Source organism: Pseudomonas frederiksbergensis (genome assembly GCF_003732275.1).
Lineage (GTDB): Bacteria > Pseudomonadota > Gammaproteobacteria > Pseudomonadales > Pseudomonadaceae > Aquipseudomonas > Aquipseudomonas frederiksbergensis_H.
On sequence record NZ_MOBM01000042.1, the window covers coordinates 142,484 to 158,738 of the forward strand.

Genomic DNA, 16,255 nt, shown 5'->3' on the forward strand with positions numbered 1-16,255 from the left:
CTGTGGCGAGCGGGCCTTTGTGGCGAGGGAGCTTGCTCCCGAAAAAGACTGTTCACCCGCTGTCTCTCAATCCTCTGCGGCACTGCTCTTCTGAGCACCAGCGTTTTCGCCAACGACCCGGCTTCCTGCAAGACCGTACGCATGGGCGTGGTCAACTGGACCGACGTCATCGCTACCAGCGGCATGGCCGATGTATTGCTCAATAACCTTGGCTACGAAAGCAAGCAAACCAGCGCCGTGCAGCAAATCATCTTCGCCGGCATTCGCGACAAACGCCTCGATATCTTCCTCGGTTACTGGAAACCGGCGATGAACAAAAACATCGCGCCATTCGTGGCCGCCAATCAGGTGAAGGTCATGGACAAACCGAGCCTGGCCGACGCCCAGGCGACGCTCGCCGTGCCTGACTACGTGGCCGCCGCCGGCCTGAAAACCTTCACCGACATCGCCAGATTCAAGGATCAGCTCGGCGGCAAGATCTACGGCATCGAGCCGGGCAGTGGTGCTAACACCACGATCAAAACCATGATCGAGACCAATCAATTTGGCTTGAAGGATTTCAAACTGATCGAGTCCGGTGAGGCCGGGATGCTCGCTGCCGTGCAACGGGCGGTCAATCGCAAGGAGTTCGTGGTGTTCGTCGGCTGGACCCCGCATCCGATGAACATCAACATGAATATTGCCTACCTGACCGGCAGCGAAGACGTCTATGGACCGAACGAAGGTGCGGCGACCGTTTCCACCGTGACCGCGCCGGACTATGCCGAACGCTGTCCGAACGTGAACCGCTTGCTGGAAAACCTGACTTTTACCGCCGCGCAGGAAAGTCAGTTGATGGTGCCGATCATGGAGCGCAAGACGCCACAGGAGGTCGCCAGGCAATGGCTGCGTGATCATCCTGAAGATCTTCAGCGCTGGCTGGCAGGTGTCAGCAGTTTTGATGGCAAGGAGGGTGTGGCAACCGTTCAGGCCAGTTTGAAAAACTGATCACCATTTCTTCGCAAAGTACGCTGTCTGTGGCGAGGGAGCTTGCTCCCGTTCGGCGGCGAAGCCGTCGTAAACCCGGCTGGTCGGGTGTATCTGATAAACCTCGGTCGAGTGGTTTGGGGGCTGCTATGCAGCCCAGCGGGAGCAAGCTCCCTCTCCACAGAACCGAGCTCCAATCCCAAACCGTTGACTGACTGGCTGCAGGCTCATGGCTCCTTATCCACTCTCTGAACAGATGTCGGCTTTCGTCGAGAAAACCCTCAGTTTCAGCAGCACCGACAGCAGCCTCACCGGTTTGCGTCAGGCTTACAGCGAGATGTGTCGGGCGTTCACCCCGCCGCGTCCTGCGGGGCTTGAGATGGTCGACTTTCAATTGGCAGGCGTGGCCGTACGCTCCTGGCAACCGCCGGTCACGCCGCCGACCAACGGTTGGCCATGCATTGTGTACCTGCATGGCGGCGGTTGGGTGGTGGGGGATCTGGATTCTCACGACTTCATCTGCGCCGAACTGGCGTCGGTGCTCGGGTTGCTGGTGATCGCCGTCGATTATCGGCTGGCGCCGGAGCATCCGTTCCCGGCGGCGTTCGATGACTGCCTGAGTGTCTGGCGCGCGCTGCGCACAGGACCGTTTCAGCTCGACCCTGCGCGGACCCTGGTGGCGGGCGATAGCGCTGGCGGTAACCTCGCCGCTGCGTTGTGCCTCGCTTTGCGTGATGCCGGCGAGCCAATGCCATGCGCGCAAGTTCTGATCTATCCGGGACTGGGCGGTGATCACCGATTGCCGTCGCGCAGTGAATGCGCCGATGCGCCATTGCTCAGCAGCAGCGATCTGGATTGTTATCACGCGTTGTATTTGGGCGGTAGTCGACAACCGGGTGCCTATGCGATGCCCTTGCTCGCCGACGATTTCAGCAGTCTGCCACCGGCGTTGATCGCCGTGGCGCAGTTTGACCCGCTGCGCGATGACGGCGTGCATTACGCCGAGCGACTCAACGCCGCGAGCGTGAGCGCAATGCTTTATTGCGGGGAAGGGCTGGTTCACGGCTGTTTGCGGGCGCGGGGGCAGGTCGCCGAGGTCGACCGACTCTATGAAACCCTGCTCGGCCATTTGGCTGAGAAGACGGGCTGACAAACGCTGACGCTCCAAGGGGCATGCTCATTGAAGTAATTCGGGTTTATGATGCCGGACGGCAGAATAATAGAAGTCCCCCCAGGGATGACCTCGACCCCTTACGGAGCGCGCAATGCAGACTTTGTACCCGCAGATCAAACCCCACGCCCGGCACGATCTGGCCGTCGATAAAACCCATACGCTGTATGTCGACGAAAGCGGTTCGCCGGAAGGTTTGCCGGTGGTGTTCATCCACGGCGGCCCTGGCGCCGGGTGTGATGCCCAGAGCCGTCGGTATTTCGATCCGAACCTGTATCGCATTGTCACCTTCGACCAGCGTGGTTGTGGTCGCTCCACGCCCCACGCCAGCCTGGAAAACAACACCACTTGGGATCTGGTCGCCGACCTCGAACGCATTCGCAAGCACCTGGGCATCGACAAATGGGTGCTGTTCGGCGGCTCCTGGGGTTCGACCCTGGCCCTGGCCTACGCGCAAACCCACCCGGAGCGCGTGCATGGTTTGATTCTGCGCGGGATTTTTCTCTGCCGTCCCCAGGAAATCGAGTGGTTCTACCAGTGTGGCGCCAGTCGCCTGTTTCCCGATTACTGGCAGGACTACATCGCGCCGATCCCGCAGGACGAACGCCACGACTTGCTTTCGGCGTTCCACAAACGCCTGGTCGGCAACGATCAGATCGCCCAGATGCACGCGGCCAAGGCCTGGTCCATGTGGGAAGGCCGCACCGCCACCCTGCGGCCTAATCCGCTGGTGGTCGACCGTTTCTCCGAGCCTCAGCGTGCGTTGTCCATCGCCCGTATCGAATGTCACTACTTCACCAACAATGCTTTCCTGGAGCCGAACCAACTGATTCGTGACATGGACAAGATCGCCCACCTGCCCGGTGTGATCGTCCATGGTCGTTACGACGTGATCTGCCCGTTGGACAATGCCTGGGAATTGCATCAGGCCTGGCCGAACAGCGAATTGCAGGTGATTCGCGACGCCGGCCATGCGGCGTCCGAATCGGGTATCACCGATGCCTTGGTACGCGCCGCTGATCTGATGGCCCGCCGTATGCTCAACCTGTCGCCTGACGAAGCATGAAGGGCCTGCTGCAACGCGTGCGTGGCGCGCGAGTCGAGGTTGCGGGAGAGGTGGTTGGGGCGATAGATCAGGGGTTGCTGGTGCTGGTGGCGGTCGAGCCCGACGATACTCCGGCCAGCGCTGACAAACTCCTGCATAAACTGCTTAACTATCGAGTATTCAGTGACGCCGAGGGCAAGATGAATCTGTCCCTGGCGGACGTAGGCGGTGGGTTGCTGCTGGTCTCGCAGTTCACCCTGGCCGCCGACACCAAAAACGGGTTGCGCCCCAGTTTTTCGACTGCGGCTCCTCCTGCTTTGGGCGAGGAATTGTTCGACTATCTATTGGGTAAAGCGAAACAGGTGCATGGCACTGTGGCATCAGGTAGATTCGGCGCGGATATGCAGGTGCATCTGGTCAATGATGGCCCGGTAACCTTCCTGTTACAGACGTGAAAGCGCTTGAAACATCTTTTTAAGTGCATTTCGACTGAAAACAGAGGCTTTTCCCGATAAATACTTGGTTCCCCCTGATGCGTTGTCACGCGGCCTACTAGATAATCGCGCGCTACGGGGATCGGCGTTCGTTGGTCCGTTTTGACTTAGGTAGAGACTTGTCCGAGACCTGTTGGGGAATCATTTTGCCCCATAGGAGTCGGAACAATGCTCGCCAACTTGGCAAGAGTCGTTCGCAGGGTCGGTTTTTTTCCACCGCACACCGTGCTGGCACTTTAACTGGCCGTTGGTTTTTTGATCTGTTTTCGGCGAGGGTTGCTCGTGATTGTTAGTCCCTGTAATGCACCAAAATTGTCTGCCAAACGGTTTCGAAGCGCACTGGTAGCAGGCTCTGCACTGCTCTGCCTGTTCAGCGCCGGCCAACTTTGGGCATTCAATCTGGATGACGTATCGGTCAAGGCAAAAGAGCTGGCCGGGCAAAAATACGAAGCCCCGCGCAGTAACCTGCCGAATGAATTTCGCGAAATGAAATTCGCGGACTATCAAAAAATCCGGTTCCTCACTGAAAAGGCCGAATGGGCGAACCAGAAAACCCCATTCAAACTGTCGTTCTATCACCAGGGTATGCACTTCGATACGCCGGTGAAAATCAACGAAATCACGGCCAACACCGTCGAAGAGATCAAATACGACCCAAGTCGTTTTGATTTCGGCGACGTGAAGGTTGATCCTAAAGCCACCGAACAGCTGGGTTATGCCGGTTTCCGTGTGCTGTACCCGATCAACAAGGCCGACAAGCAAGACGAAATCATGACCATGCTCGGCGCGAGTTATTTCCGCGTCATTGGCAAGGGGCAGACCTACGGGCTGTCCGCTCGCGGCATGGCCATCGATACCGCGTTGCCGTCCGGCGAAGAGTTCCCGCGCTTCACCGAGTTCTGGATTCAACAGCCCAAGCCGGGCGACAAGCATCTGGTGATCTTCGCCCTGCTGGATTCGCCACGTGCCACCGGTGCCTATCGCCTGACCCTGCGTCCTGGCAGCGACACGGTTGTCGACGTCAAGGCCAAGATGTTCCTGCGTGACAAGGTCACCAAGCTCGGCGTTGCGCCGCTGACCAGCATGTACCTGTTCGGCGCCAACCAACCGTCGAAAGTGCTGAACTACCGTCGCGAACTGCACGATTCCAGCGGCCTGTCGATCCATGCCGGCAACGGTGAATGGATCTGGCGCCCACTGAACAATCCGAAACACCTGGCCGTGAGCAACTTCTCGATCGAGAACCCGCGCGGTTTCGGCTTGCTGCAACGTGGCCGTGACTTCAGTCACTACGAAGACCTCGATGACCGCTACGACAAGCGTCCAAGTGCCTGGATCGAACCGAAAGGCGATTGGGGCAAAGGCTCCGTCGATCTGGTGGAGATTCCTACTGCTGACGAAACCAACGACAATATCGTTGCCTTCTGGAGCCCGGAAAAACTGCCTGAGCCTGGCCAGTCCCTGGACGTTGCCTACCGCCTGCACTGGACCCTCGATGAAGCCTCCCTGCATTCGCCGGACAGCGCCTGGGTTCAACAGACCCTGCGTTCCACAGGTGACGTCAAGCAGTCGAACCTGATTCGTCAGCCGGACGGCAGCGTGGCCTATCTGGTGGATTTCGAGGGCCCGTCCCTGCAGGTCCTGCCGGAAGATGCCGAAGTGCGCAGCCAGGTGAGCGTTGGCGACAACGCAGAGCTGGTCGAGAACAGCGTCCGTTACAACCCTGAAACCAAGGGCTGGCGCCTGACTTTGCGAATGAAGATCAAGGATCCAGGCAAAGCCACCGAAATGCGGGCTGCACTGGTGAAGAACATCACGCCTGCCGAAGCGATCAAGACCGCGGCGCCAGCGTCCAGTTCTTCCGTTGCCAAGGCCGACAAGATCGCCGCCCGCCAGCAAGAGAAGAAGGACAAGGAAGCCAAGCAGGCTGAAACACAAGCCCAGCAAGTCAAGGACACCAAGGACAAGGACAACAAAGACGCCAAGCAGCCTGTCGCTGCCGAAGCGGCCCCAGCCACAACGGAATCGGCACCGACTGAACAAGTCCTGACCGAGACCTGGAGCTATCAGTTGCCCGCCGATGAGTAATTCACAAGTACAGCCACAAACGCTTGCCGAATATCTGGCGCATTTGCCGATGAGCGACGAGCAGCGCGCGGAACTCGCGGGCTGCAAGTCTTTCAGTGAACTGCATGAACGTCTGTCGTCCTCGACGTTCGACGCGCCGACCGAGGCTGCTCAAGCCTCGGTCGGCCGGCGCCTGACCCTGAACACCGCCGAAGAACTGGCGGACGCGGAAATGCTGGTGCTCGACGCCAGCGGTCGGGTTTGCCTCAAGGCAACCCCGCCGATCCGTCGGACCAAAGTCGTGCCCGAGCCGTGGCGCACCAACATTCTGGTGCGTGGCTGGCGTCGGCTGACCGGTCGCACCAATCCGCCGGCCCCGCCGAAGGATGAGAACGTGCTGCCGGCGGCTCGCTGGCGCACCGTCGGTTCGATCCGCCGCTACATTCTGCTGGTGCTGATGCTCGGTCAGACGATCGTCGCCGGCTGGTACATGAAAGGCATCATGCCGTACCAGGGCTGGTCGTTCGTCGATCTTGAAGAAGTCCTGCATCAACCTCTGACCCAAACCGCCACGCAAGTGCTGCCCTATGCCTTGCAAACCAGCATTCTGATCATGTTCGGGATTCTGTTCTGCTGGGTCTCGGCGGGCTTCTGGACAGCGCTGATGGGCTTCCTCGAGTTGATCACCGGTCGTGACAAGTACCGCATTTCCGGCGCCAGCGCCGGCAACGAGCCGATCGCCAAGGACGCACGCACCGCACTGGTGATGCCGATCTGCAACGAAGACGTGCCGCGGGTGTTCGCCGGTTTGCGGGCGACCTTCGAATCGGTTGCGGCCTCGGGTAATCTGGATCGCTTCGACTTTTTCGTGCTCAGCGATAGTAACGACGCCGATATCTGCGTTGCCGAGCAGCAGGCCTGGCTGGACGTCTGCCGTGAAGGCAAAGGCTTCGGCAAGATCTTCTATCGTCGCCGTCGCCGCCGCGTAAAACGTAAAAGCGGCAACCTCGACGATTTCTGCCGTCGTTGGGGCGGTGACTACAAGTACATGGTCGTGCTCGACGCCGACAGTGTCATGAGCGGCGAATGCCTGAGCAGTCTGGTGCGCCTGATGGAAGCCACGCCGGACGCCGGGATCATCCAGACCGCGCCGCGTGCGTCTGGCATGGACACCCTTTATGCGCGTATGCAGCAGTTCGCCACGCGCGTGTACGGTCCGCTGTTCACCGCCGGTTTGCACTTCTGGCAGTTGGGCGAATCCCACTACTGGGGTCACAACGCGATTATCCGCATGAAGCCGTTCATCGAGCACTGCGCCTTGGCGCCGTTGCCCGGTAAAGGCGCGTTTGCCGGTGCGATTCTGTCCCACGACTTCGTCGAAGCTGCGCTGATGCGTCGTGCCGGCTGGGGCGTGTGGATTGCCTACGACTTGCCGGGCAGCTACGAAGAACTGCCACCGAACCTGCTGGACGAACTCAAGCGTGACCGTCGCTGGTGCCACGGCAACCTGATGAACTTCCGGCTGTTCCTGGTCAAGGGCATGCACCCGGTACACCGTGCGGTGTTCCTGACCGGCGTGATGTCGTACCTGTCGGCGCCGTTGTGGTTCTTGTTCCTGGTGTTGTCGACGGCCTTGCTGGCGGTCAACACGTTGATGGAGCCGCAATACTTCCTGGAACCGCGTCAGCTCTATCCACTGTGGCCACAATGGCAACCGGACAAGGCGATTGCGCTGTTCTCGACAACCATCGTGCTGCTGTTCCTGCCGAAGTTGCTGAGCATCATCCTGATCTGGGCCAAGGGCGCGAAAGAGTTCGGTGGCAAGTTCAAGGTGACGCTGTCGATGCTGCTGGAGATGTTGTTCTCCATGCTGCTGGCGCCGGTGCGGATGATTTTCCATACTCGTTTCGTACTCGCCGCGTTCCTCGGCTGGGCCGCAACCTGGAACTCGCCACAACGTGACGATGACTCCACGCCATGGAGCGAAGCGGTCAAACGCCACGGGCCGCAAACCTTGCTGGGCTTCTTCTGGGCGCTGTTGGTGATCTGGCTGAACCCGAGCTTCCTCTGGTGGCTGGTGCCGATTGTCGGTTCGCTGATGCTGTCGATCCCGGTATCGGTGATCTCCAGCCGTGTCGGCCTGGGCCTGAAGTCCCGTGACGAAAGCCTGTTCCTGATCCCTGAGGAATACAATCCGCCACAGGCGTTGCTGGCGACCGATCAGTACACCCACGAAAACCGTTGGCATGCGCTGAACGACGGCTTCGTCCGGGCAGTGGTCGATCCACAGCAGAACGCCCTGGCGTGTTCGCTGGCGACCTCCCGTCACGGTCAGGCCGAGCCGATTGAGTGGCTGCGCGTCGAGCGTGTGCGCCACGCGGTGAAAGTCGGGCCTGAAGGTCTGAACAACAACGAGCGCTTGCAGTTGCTCAGTGACCCTGTGGCATTGGGTCGTCTGCATGAGCAAATCTGGAACGAAGGTCACCCCGAGTGGCTGGAAGCCTGGCGCAAATCGGTGAAAGCTGATCCCCATGCGCCGCTGTTGCCGCTCAAACCGCTGAGTGCACAGCCTCAGTTGGCGTGAACATGGCCCCCGCTTCCAGATGAAGCGGGGGGCCTTTAAAAGATCGCAGCCTTCGGCAGCTCCTACGTTGTTCGGTGTTAACCCGACGCTGTAGGAGCTGCCGAAGGCTGCGATCTTTTGCTTTTGCGTCTAACAAATCCTCCGAGGCTACGTTAGCATCCGTCCCCGAATTGGTGCGCCCGGACAGCTTTCTGTTCGTATCTGCCGGTTTTCCAAGGAAAACCGCCGATTGCGTGCCTCACACCGCAATGGTTTTGGGGACTTGATGATGAAGAAGTATCTTTCGATGCTGCTGGTCGGCGTCACGGCTTTGGTTGCAATCAACACGGCGCAGGCCGGTGCCATCGATGACGCGGTCAAGCGCGGCACGCTGAAAGTCGGGATGGACCCGACCTACATGCCGTTCGAAATGACCAACAAGCGCGGCGAAATCATCGGTTTCGAAGTCGACATCCTCAAAGCCATGACCAAGGCCATGGGCGTCAAGCTGGAGCTGGTGTCCACCGGCTACGACGGCATCATCCCGGCCCTGATGACCGACAAGTTCGATATGATCGGCAGCGGCATGACCCTGACCCAGGAACGCAACCTGCGCCTGAACTTCAGCGACCCCTTCATCGTGGTCGGCCAGACCCTGCTGATCCGCAAGGAGCTCGAAGGCACCATCAAGTCCTATAAAGACCTGAACACTGCCGACTACCGCATCACCTCCAAGCTCGGCACCACCGGTGAAATGGTCGCCAAGAAGCTGATCTCCAAAGCCAAATACCACGGCTACGACAACGAGCAGGAAGCCGTGCTTGACGTGGTCAACGGCAAGGCCGACGCGTTCATCTACGACGCGCCGTACAACGTTGTAGCAGTGAACAAGGTCGGTGCCGGCAAGCTGGTGTTCCTCGACAAGCCGTTCACCTACGAGCCGCTGGCCTTTGGTTTGAAGAAGGGTGACTACGACAGCCTCAATTTCATCAACAACTTCCTGCACCAGATCCACGAAGACGGCACCTACGATCGCATTCATGACAAGTGGTTCAAGGACACCGCTTGGCTTAAGGATATGGAATAACACCGGCTCTTGTGGCGAGCGGGCGCCCTGATCGTTTTGGATTTGCCCATAAATGAAACAAAGAAAATCCCAATGGCCATGGCACGTTCTGACCGTGCTCGTGCTGATCGGCCTGGCCGGCGCGTTGTACTACGCCACCTCGCTGATGTCCTACGAATGGCGCTGGAACCGCGTGCCCCAATACTTCGCCTATCACGCCGAAGAGTCCCAGCGCGCCGCGGATATCTCCACCGTCAGCGAACTGGTGCGCAAGGGCGACAAGGCTGAAGTCACCCTGCGCAACGACGCTGGCGATGAACAGCACCTGATCGTGGACGACAACAGCTTGCAAGTCGCTCAAGGCGATGATGTCGCTGAAGGCGATGTCATTGGTGTCACCCGCCATTGGGCCGCAGGTCCGCTGATGTGGGGCCTTTGGACCACCTTGTGGCTGTCGGTGGTGTCGGGTGTGCTCGGCTTGTTGATCGGCCTCGTCACCGGCCTGTGCCGTCTGTCGAACAACCCTACGTTGCGCGACCTCTCGACGATCTACGTCGAACTGGTACGCGGCACGCCGCTTCTGGTACAGATTTTCATTTTCTACTTCTTCATCGGCACCGTGATGAACCTGTCCCGGGAATTCGCCGGGATCGCCGCGCTTTCGCTGTTCACTGGCGCCTATGTTGCAGAGATCATTCGTTCGGGTGTGCAGTCGATCGCCCGCGGCCAAAACGAAGCGGCGCGCTCGTTGGGCCTGAGCGCCGGCCAATCGATGCGCCATGTCGTGCTGCCCCAGGCGTTGAAACGCGTCCTGCCACCCTTGGCAGGGCAGTTCATCAGCCTGGTGAAAGACACCTCGCTGGTGTCGGTGATCGCGATTACCGAGCTGCTCAAAAGCGGCCGTGAAGTCATCACCACCTCATTTTCGCCGTTCGAAATTCTGTTCTGCGTGGCCGGTCTTTATCTGTTGATCAACCTGCCGCTGTCGAAAATCGCCAGCCGGCTTGAGCGGAGGCTCGCGCAAAGTGATTGAAGTTCGCGATCTGGTAAAAGTCTTCGACACCCGTGGCCAGGTGGTTCGCGCTGTGGATAACGTCACGACGCACGTGAAACGAGGCGAGGTGCTGGTGGTGATCGGCCCGTCTGGCTCCGGCAAGTCGACTTTCCTGCGGTGCCTCAATGGCCTGGAAGAATTTGACTCGGGTTCGGTGAGCATCGACGGCTTGCAACTGGCCGATCCGAAAACCGACGTTAACGCCTACCGCCGCGAAGTCGGCATGGTGTTCCAGCATTTCAACCTGTTCCCGCACATGACCGTGCTGGAGAACCTCTGCCTGGCCCAGAAGGTTGTGCGCAAGCGCGGCAAGAAGGAACGCGAAGCCAAGGCGTTGGCGCTGCTGGAAAAGGTCGGCATTGCGCAGAAGGCCAACGAATTTCCATCACGCCTGTCCGGCGGCCAGCAGCAACGCGTAGCGATTGCCCGCGCGCTCGCGATGGAACCGAAGGTGATGCTGTTCGATGAGCCGACCTCGGCGCTCGATCCGGAAATGGTCGGTGAAGTGCTGGACGTGATGAAAACCCTGGCGCTGGAAGGCATGACCATGGTCTGCGTCACCCACGAAATGGGCTTTGCGCGGGAAGTGGCGGACCGGGTGCTGTTCTTCGATCACGGGAAACTGCTGGAAGATGCCTCGCCAGCGGAGTTTTTCGATGCACCGAAGGATCCTCGGGCGCAGGCGTTTTTGCGCCAGGTGTTGTAAGTCTAGGTTTCGAGCTGATCGCGAGGGCTCTAAAGCAGCCCTCGATCATCCACTTCAGAATGAATACAGCCTCTTCTAAAGGCCCTGCCGAATCACGAGGGAGTCTCGAGGTTCATTCGGCTTAGCCGCTGATCTAGCCTGTTGTAAAGGCATCTGCGGACTGGAAGAGTTAGAAGTGCTGGGTGACGTTGGCAATTGAGAGTTACTGCGAAGGTTGGGTAGGGAAGTGGTTCGCCTAAGCGGGGTTGCCAATGGCAGGATAGGCTGCGCCCCGCGACGAGACAATCTGTGCAGGGTATACGCCGCACTATTCGCGACAGCGAATGTACTGCTCGTCAAAAAAGCGTAGAAGAGTGGATCATTGACTGGTGATAGGGGGTAATAGGCTTCAACGCGATTCATGACCAAGTAGAGCACAGACGAGGACAACCCGCCTGCCTTAGACATTGATTTGGTGACCTCACCAAAGGTGCGATTGTCAACCGTTGGTATCCGTCGAGCCAGCCTTTTGGGGAGACGGGGAACCACATAGTCGTTCACAAAATCCAATGCGCTATTTACAAACCACGCCCATCCATACCACGTTCTTCCCGTGGGATCCGTGCGATTGATCGGGTCTCCCCCGCAATACGCATAGCAATTCAAACCACCCTCTCCAAATGGACTCAAGCTGTCCGGACTGTTGAAACGCATGAGTGTCGGATTGAAGCCACGGTGCCCATTTCCTAGTAGGTAATGTTCGGTGTCCGGGTCCGGACGTTCGCCGTTGAATCCCAGAAGCCCAGACAATCCCCCAGTTACCGTGCGATGCCCGTAAGGGGAATAGGCTGAGTGGCTGTCCAAATTCTGCAATACCGAGCGCTGCGTATCGGTCGTCAACAGCGACGTATGCGGAACACGCTCTGTTTCCAGTTCCGCCAGCAGTGCCTCCTGACATTGAAAAATCTGGCGGTGAACGGTCCCTTCAATCTCCGTCACCATCCTTTCTTTTTGATAGAAACGATGCTGTCTGTGTTGCCCTGCAGAGACGCGACTGACCAAGCGATCAAGAGCGTCATATTGATAGGAAGCTAATGAGGTAGTCGAAGCGTGTTCCATGAGTCAATTCCATAGTAAGAGCATAGGGCCAGACTCTGCTGTTTCGAAAATCATGTCTACTAGTAGAACTGCTAGGCCGCAGAGCCATTTCTCTTGCCCAACCGCCCTGTGGGGCCGCCAATTTCAGGCTTGGATGCCTCCGAGCGCGTAAAAACGTGTTCAATAAAACAGCTATTGCATGAGGGGGGGCGGTGTAAGTAGACGATGATGAGTAGTCTTGCAGGAAAACTCCGTACAGATTATTTCGCGAAAAGTGCAACACGATGTTGGCAGCGGTCAACTACGCAAGACTAACGTTGAAACGTATTGCTGAAGTGCTTATTCGCGATCCGTCCCAGACGAACAAAAATTGATAAAAGATGAAACGATAAAATACTTGAACATTTTTATTGGGTAACTTGTTTTGATGAGAAAAGGGTAAGCAGCAATAAGTGCTTACCTCTGAGCAACGTCGTTAAAGTGGGAGCGGAAATATTTAGAGAGGTAAAGTCGAGTTGCTTGAACTATACAGGCAGCGTTTAGATTATTAGGATTCAAGGGCTGGATCTGACTAATGATCATCTGAATACAAACTTTCTAGTGAGGCGAAGATATTGTCTAATTCCAACAACAGTAATCTGACTGAGCTTGAAGTTTTTGGTCTGTCGGCCAAATACAATCTGGCGGATGGGCACAGCTATATCTCGGCTGAGAAACACTTCAATACGGTATTGTCCGAACTGCCTGCTCTTTGGTACTCGGCAACTGAAGTTTCTATTCCAGACATGGAGCGTCTTTTCAAAAACAAATTTGCGGAATACTTCGGTCTGGAAGGTTTGAGCAAACACGCGAGCTTTTCTGTATGCCCAACCGCCTCTAATAGTATTGACATCGTCGGCGCGTGGGCGCGATCAATGAATTATAGAGTCGGGCTTGTGGAACCCACATTTGACAACCTCGCGCAATTGCTCCGTCGCCGGGAGGTGGAACTAGAAGCCATTTCCGAGATCGTGCTTGCCGACCTGATATTATTGGAAGGGTTGTTGGTTAGCAAGCAGCTGGATGTTTTGTTCATGGTTAACCCTAATAATCCAACGGGTACAGTCATTGATTCTATTGCAATGTCAAATATTGTCGAGCTGTGCAGTCGGCTTGATGTTGTATTGGTACTCGACACTTCTTTCCGTTTCTGCCACAAGTCTGAAATCGACGAATATAGACTACTAAAAGAAAAAAGTTGTTCTTTTGTCATTCTCGAGGACACTGGCAAGCAGTGGCCGACACTGGATACTAAAGCTAGCTTGCTCTCATATAGCACGGATTTAGAGCACGGCATTCGAAGTATTTATGAGGAGATATACCTGTGCTGTTCCAACTTCTCATTAAGAGTGATCATTGCATTTATTGATGCGACTCTGAAAAAAGGGGGCATATCCTATATGCAAACTATTATTACTAAGAATATCGAGATCGCGAAGGCAGAACTTAAGAATTCGCTAGTCACCATCGACGCCGTCGAGCCGGACTCCACCATGACGGTCATGTGGCTTGATATTGAAAGAACCGGGTTGTCGGATCTTGAATTGACTGAGTATCTTGCAACCTATGGCGTTGCTGTTCTGCCAGGCAGATATTTTTATTGGAATAGCCATCATAGCGCGGGACATAACAGAATAAGAATCGCTCTTCTTAAACCGGATGACCAATTTGGGCCTTCGATGTTGCGTTTAAAGAGCGCGTTGTCAGAGCTTGAAGCTAACAATATCTCACACAACAGGAAGAGGGTGGAAATTCTATGTTAAGAAAAATTCTTGTTACGAGTGACTTCCCTATTGGAAAAAATGTATTTCCGAACGATTTTTAACTTATACATATTCGACAGGCCGTTGATGAACAGCAAATTTTAAAGGTCCTGCCAGATGTACAAGTCCACATTCTGGGCGGCCCGGAGCATTTATCTGCGCGCCTTATTCGCTGACATTGAAAATATTTAATTTGTCAGGTTCTCACAGATTTGTCCCGTCGCCCTTAAGAGTTTCCTTCTGAGTAATCAAGATGCATTCTGTTTCATGGGCGGTTATTCCAGTGAGTGGGTCGGAAATCAAGGACAACATAAAGATGAGTATGGTCTGCTTGCCCTTCCCTGTATAAGTCTAATCGTAACGTCGCACCTGGCGGCACAGGAAAAGGAAATCATCAACAGAATGTTCACCTGGCGGCAACAAGAGTTCTTGAACTCGGTCGCGATTTTATCAAATGATCAAATGGCACTCGGTTTTGGCTTTCTAGCGAAAGCCTTGCGGGATTCTTTAATAAACAGCGGTGTGTCGAACTCATATGCGTGGGGAATGTATGGATTACTTGGAATTCACCGGTTTTGAAAGTCTTCAATTTAAGGTTTCAAAAAACGGTGAATATAAGATTTACGACACTAGCTTATAACAACTCGTCACGCTTTACAGGTTTAGTTCCAAGATCTTGGGCAAATCGAAGCAGGTAACCGTCAGGATCCAATACAAGGAAGTTACTTTGGCCAACCAGATTTTTATCCGACCTGTACCAAAAAGTTTCTATAGGTTTACGTAATTCATAGCCGGATAAAACCAATGCTCTGGCGAGTGCAGCTACATCTGGGCATTCGATTGAAAGGTTGATCCCTCGACCGTAGGGTTTTTCTAGAGGCTCTACTCGCCAGGGCGACGGATGCAAATCGTCTTGTTCCAACATTAGTTGGCTTCCGTTATACGAAAGAAATGCAAAGCCATTTTCCGGCCTCTCATACTCAATGCTGAAGCCTAGTACTTTGCAGTAAAACTTTAAGCTGCTACGTATATCTGAAACGATCATCTCGGGTACAAGTTTGTTGTAATTAGTCATATAGTGCTCTTCATCCTTGAAGGAAAAAAATATTAATAGTTGAGCCGCGCGGTCAGTATTGATTGTTTTTAGCGAGCAGTCTAATAGATATTTTTGATGAGTTTGTTGCTTGTAATTAGGGGCGGCATAGTGTTCGTTTCTAATCCGATTTTCATTCAAAAAAGAATTTTGACCGTCGGGTGCTTCGAACTGTAAGCGAACCATAAACCCCACCTTTTCAAAAAAATGAGCTGTTTAGGGTTGCGTCATTCCGTTATTTCTCGTGCTTGATACCCATCACCGTCCCCGTCCGTACGTCTTTGATCGGCGAGAGCAGGTGCGGGGAAATATTCCAACGCTGTCCATTATCGTTGACCACGGTGAGGCTCTTGCGGTTGAACTTCATAATGGTTCCAGACAGGCGCCCATTGTTGGGGGAGTCGAAGCTTACCCGCGCAACCTGGATGGAACTGCATCATCGATTTGTGCACTTCCAGCGACTCCAGCATCTTCAGCCGCTCAATGATGTGGTGATTCAACGCCACCAACTCAACAGCACTCAGTTGATCGATATTGATACTCATGATGCCTCCACATTCCACGGCGACAGTGCTTCAAAGTCCTCTAGCGACACGGCCTGCGGCAACCGCTGCAGTATGTGGCGCAGCCACGTATAGGGCTCTTGACCATTTGCCTTTGCGGTTTAGACCAAGCTGTAAACCTGCAGCGCTGGCTGCGGCGCCCTTGGGCGTATCGCTGAATTACCAGCTCTTTCTTCCAATAATAAACGACTTTATGGCGCGCTCGGCCTTGTTGTTGTCAATGGGTAAAAAACTGGTTTCCACATAACTTTCCAACCGACTCCAGTTGTTCGCCAGGTAGTTGATTGCTTTACCAAGGCGCTTTGCGGGGTGACGTGCGGCTGAGTTATCTCCATCCAATTTTTCAACTGGGCGAGCACTGGCAAGCTCTGTTCCTGACGCCCTACAAACCGCTGTTCATCGTTGGCGTCCTTGAAGTCGCGCTCGATGCCATACAGCTTGTTGATCATCGCCAACGCAGCGTCCGCACGACGCACTTTTCCCTTGGGCTGCACTTTCTGTGCATCGACAAACTTACGTCGTACATGGGCCATACATGTCAACACCGGTTGAAAACTGACCCACCCTACCGAAGTAAAACTGACCCAC

At 55.6% G+C, this 16,255-nt stretch carries 14 protein-coding genes and 1 pseudogene; 11 read left to right on the forward strand and 4 right to left on the reverse strand.

Annotated features, from left to right (window positions below):
* The 9 genes from BK662_RS33630 to BK662_RS33670 all read left to right on the forward strand — a co-directional run bounded on the left by BK662_RS33630 (position 1) and on the right by BK662_RS33670 (position 11,132).
* The gene (locus BK662_RS33630; protein WP_375539020.1) at positions 1–987 is read left to right on the forward strand and encodes a choline ABC transporter substrate-binding protein; all 987 of its coding nucleotides are present in this window, start codon (positions 1–3) and stop codon (positions 985–987) included.
* Positions 988–1,195: 208 nt separating this feature from the next.
* Positions 1,196–2,116 carry an alpha/beta hydrolase gene (locus BK662_RS33635; RefSeq protein ID WP_123361147.1) on the forward strand — a complete coding sequence of 307 codons (921 nt, stop codon included), beginning with the start codon at positions 1,196–1,198 and terminating at the stop codon, positions 2,114–2,116.
* A 115-nt stretch (positions 2,117–2,231) separates the two neighbouring features.
* A complete protein-coding gene (pip, locus tag BK662_RS33640; protein ID WP_123361148.1) occupies positions 2,232–3,203 on the forward strand; it encodes a prolyl aminopeptidase in 972 nt (323 codons plus the stop codon).
* Positions 3,200–3,637 (forward strand): D-aminoacyl-tRNA deacylase, encoded by a 438-nt coding sequence (gene dtd, locus BK662_RS33645; RefSeq protein ID WP_123361149.1) that lies wholly within the window; start codon positions 3,200–3,202, stop codon positions 3,635–3,637. Before pip ends, dtd begins: the two co-directional genes overlap by 4 nt.
* A gap of 321 nt (positions 3,638–3,958) precedes the next feature.
* Entirely contained in the window at positions 3,959–5,764 is a 1,806-nt protein-coding gene (locus tag BK662_RS33650; protein WP_123361162.1) for a glucan biosynthesis protein G, read from the forward strand.
* Positions 5,757–8,327: a glucans biosynthesis glucosyltransferase MdoH gene (gene mdoH, locus BK662_RS33655; RefSeq protein WP_123361150.1), complete on the forward strand. Its 2,571-nt coding sequence runs from the start codon at positions 5,757–5,759 to the stop codon at positions 8,325–8,327. Before BK662_RS33650 ends, mdoH begins: the two co-directional genes overlap by 8 nt.
* Positions 8,328–8,595: 268 nt before the next feature.
* Positions 8,596–9,393: a transporter substrate-binding domain-containing protein gene (locus BK662_RS33660; RefSeq protein ID WP_123361163.1), complete on the forward strand. Its 798-nt coding sequence runs from the start codon at positions 8,596–8,598 to the stop codon at positions 9,391–9,393.
* A gap of 52 nt (positions 9,394–9,445) precedes the next feature.
* Positions 9,446–10,405, forward strand: coding sequence for an amino acid ABC transporter permease (locus BK662_RS33665; protein WP_123361151.1), 960 nt, complete (start codon positions 9,446–9,448; stop codon positions 10,403–10,405).
* Positions 10,398–11,132 carry an amino acid ABC transporter ATP-binding protein gene (locus BK662_RS33670; RefSeq protein WP_123361152.1) on the forward strand — a complete coding sequence of 245 codons (735 nt, stop codon included), beginning with the start codon at positions 10,398–10,400 and terminating at the stop codon, positions 11,130–11,132. The genes BK662_RS33665 and BK662_RS33670 overlap by 8 nt, the downstream gene beginning before the upstream one ends.
* A 75-nt stretch (positions 11,133–11,207) precedes the next feature.
* Here the strand turns inward: BK662_RS33670 and BK662_RS33675 are convergent, their stop codons facing one another.
* A complete protein-coding gene (locus BK662_RS33675) occupies positions 11,208–12,230 on the reverse strand; it encodes an RHS repeat-associated core domain-containing protein (protein ID WP_123361153.1) in 1,023 nt (340 codons plus the stop codon).
* A gap of 593 nt (positions 12,231–12,823) precedes the next feature.
* On the opposite strand from BK662_RS33675, the gene BK662_RS33680 reads away from it, so the two are divergent.
* Complete coding sequence (locus BK662_RS33680; protein ID WP_123361154.1) at positions 12,824–14,011, forward strand: aminotransferase class I/II-fold pyridoxal phosphate-dependent enzyme; 1,188 nt, start codon at positions 12,824–12,826, stop codon at positions 14,009–14,011.
* Between the two features lie 267 nt (positions 14,012–14,278).
* Complete coding sequence (locus BK662_RS33685) at positions 14,279–14,590, forward strand: hypothetical protein (RefSeq protein WP_123361155.1); 312 nt, start codon at positions 14,279–14,281, stop codon at positions 14,588–14,590.
* 55 nt (positions 14,591–14,645) lie between these two features.
* Here BK662_RS33685 and BK662_RS33690 read toward each other — a convergent pair whose 3' ends face one another.
* From BK662_RS33690 to tnpC, 3 genes and pseudogenes are all read right to left on the reverse strand, one after another.
* Positions 14,646–15,086 carry a bleomycin resistance protein gene (locus BK662_RS33690; protein WP_123361164.1) on the reverse strand — a complete coding sequence of 147 codons (441 nt, stop codon included), beginning with the start codon at positions 15,084–15,086 and terminating at the stop codon, positions 14,646–14,648.
* A gap of 344 nt (positions 15,087–15,430) precedes the next feature.
* Complete coding sequence (locus BK662_RS33695; RefSeq protein WP_221179121.1) at positions 15,431–15,649, reverse strand: hypothetical protein; 219 nt, start codon at positions 15,647–15,649, stop codon at positions 15,431–15,433.
* Positions 15,646–16,255 (reverse strand): annotated as a pseudogene (gene tnpC, locus BK662_RS36050) (IS66 family transposase); the annotation flags it as partial. The gene BK662_RS33695 and the pseudogene tnpC, both read right to left, overlap by 4 nt.

Excerpts from the sequence above, each read along its gene's own strand:
- BK662_RS33635 (WP_123361147.1), top strand. The coding sequence starts at position 1,196 with ATGGCTCCTTATCCACTCTCTGAACAGATGTCGGCTTTCGTCGAGAAA.
- pip (WP_123361148.1), top strand. The coding sequence starts at position 2,232 with ATGCAGACTTTGTACCCGCAGATCAAACCCCACGCCCGGCACGATCTG.
- dtd (WP_123361149.1), top strand. The coding sequence starts at position 3,200 with ATGAAGGGCCTGCTGCAACGCGTGCGTGGCGCGCGAGTCGAGGTTGCG.
- mdoH (WP_123361150.1), top strand. The coding sequence starts at position 5,757 with ATGAGTAATTCACAAGTACAGCCACAAACGCTTGCCGAATATCTGGCG.
- BK662_RS33660 (WP_123361163.1), top strand. The coding sequence starts at position 8,596 with ATGAAGAAGTATCTTTCGATGCTGCTGGTCGGCGTCACGGCTTTGGTT.
- BK662_RS33665 (WP_123361151.1), top strand. The coding sequence starts at position 9,446 with ATGAAACAAAGAAAATCCCAATGGCCATGGCACGTTCTGACCGTGCTC.
- BK662_RS33675 (WP_123361153.1), bottom strand. The coding sequence starts at position 12,230 with ATGGAACACGCTTCGACTACCTCATTAGCTTCCTATCAATATGACGCT.
- BK662_RS33685 (WP_123361155.1), top strand. The coding sequence starts at position 14,279 with ATGGGCGGTTATTCCAGTGAGTGGGTCGGAAATCAAGGACAACATAAA.
- BK662_RS33690 (WP_123361164.1), bottom strand. The coding sequence starts at position 15,086 with ATGACTAATTACAACAAACTTGTACCCGAGATGATCGTTTCAGATATA.
- BK662_RS33695 (WP_221179121.1), bottom strand. The coding sequence starts at position 15,649 with ATGAGTATCAATATCGATCAACTGAGTGCTGTTGAGTTGGTGGCGTTG.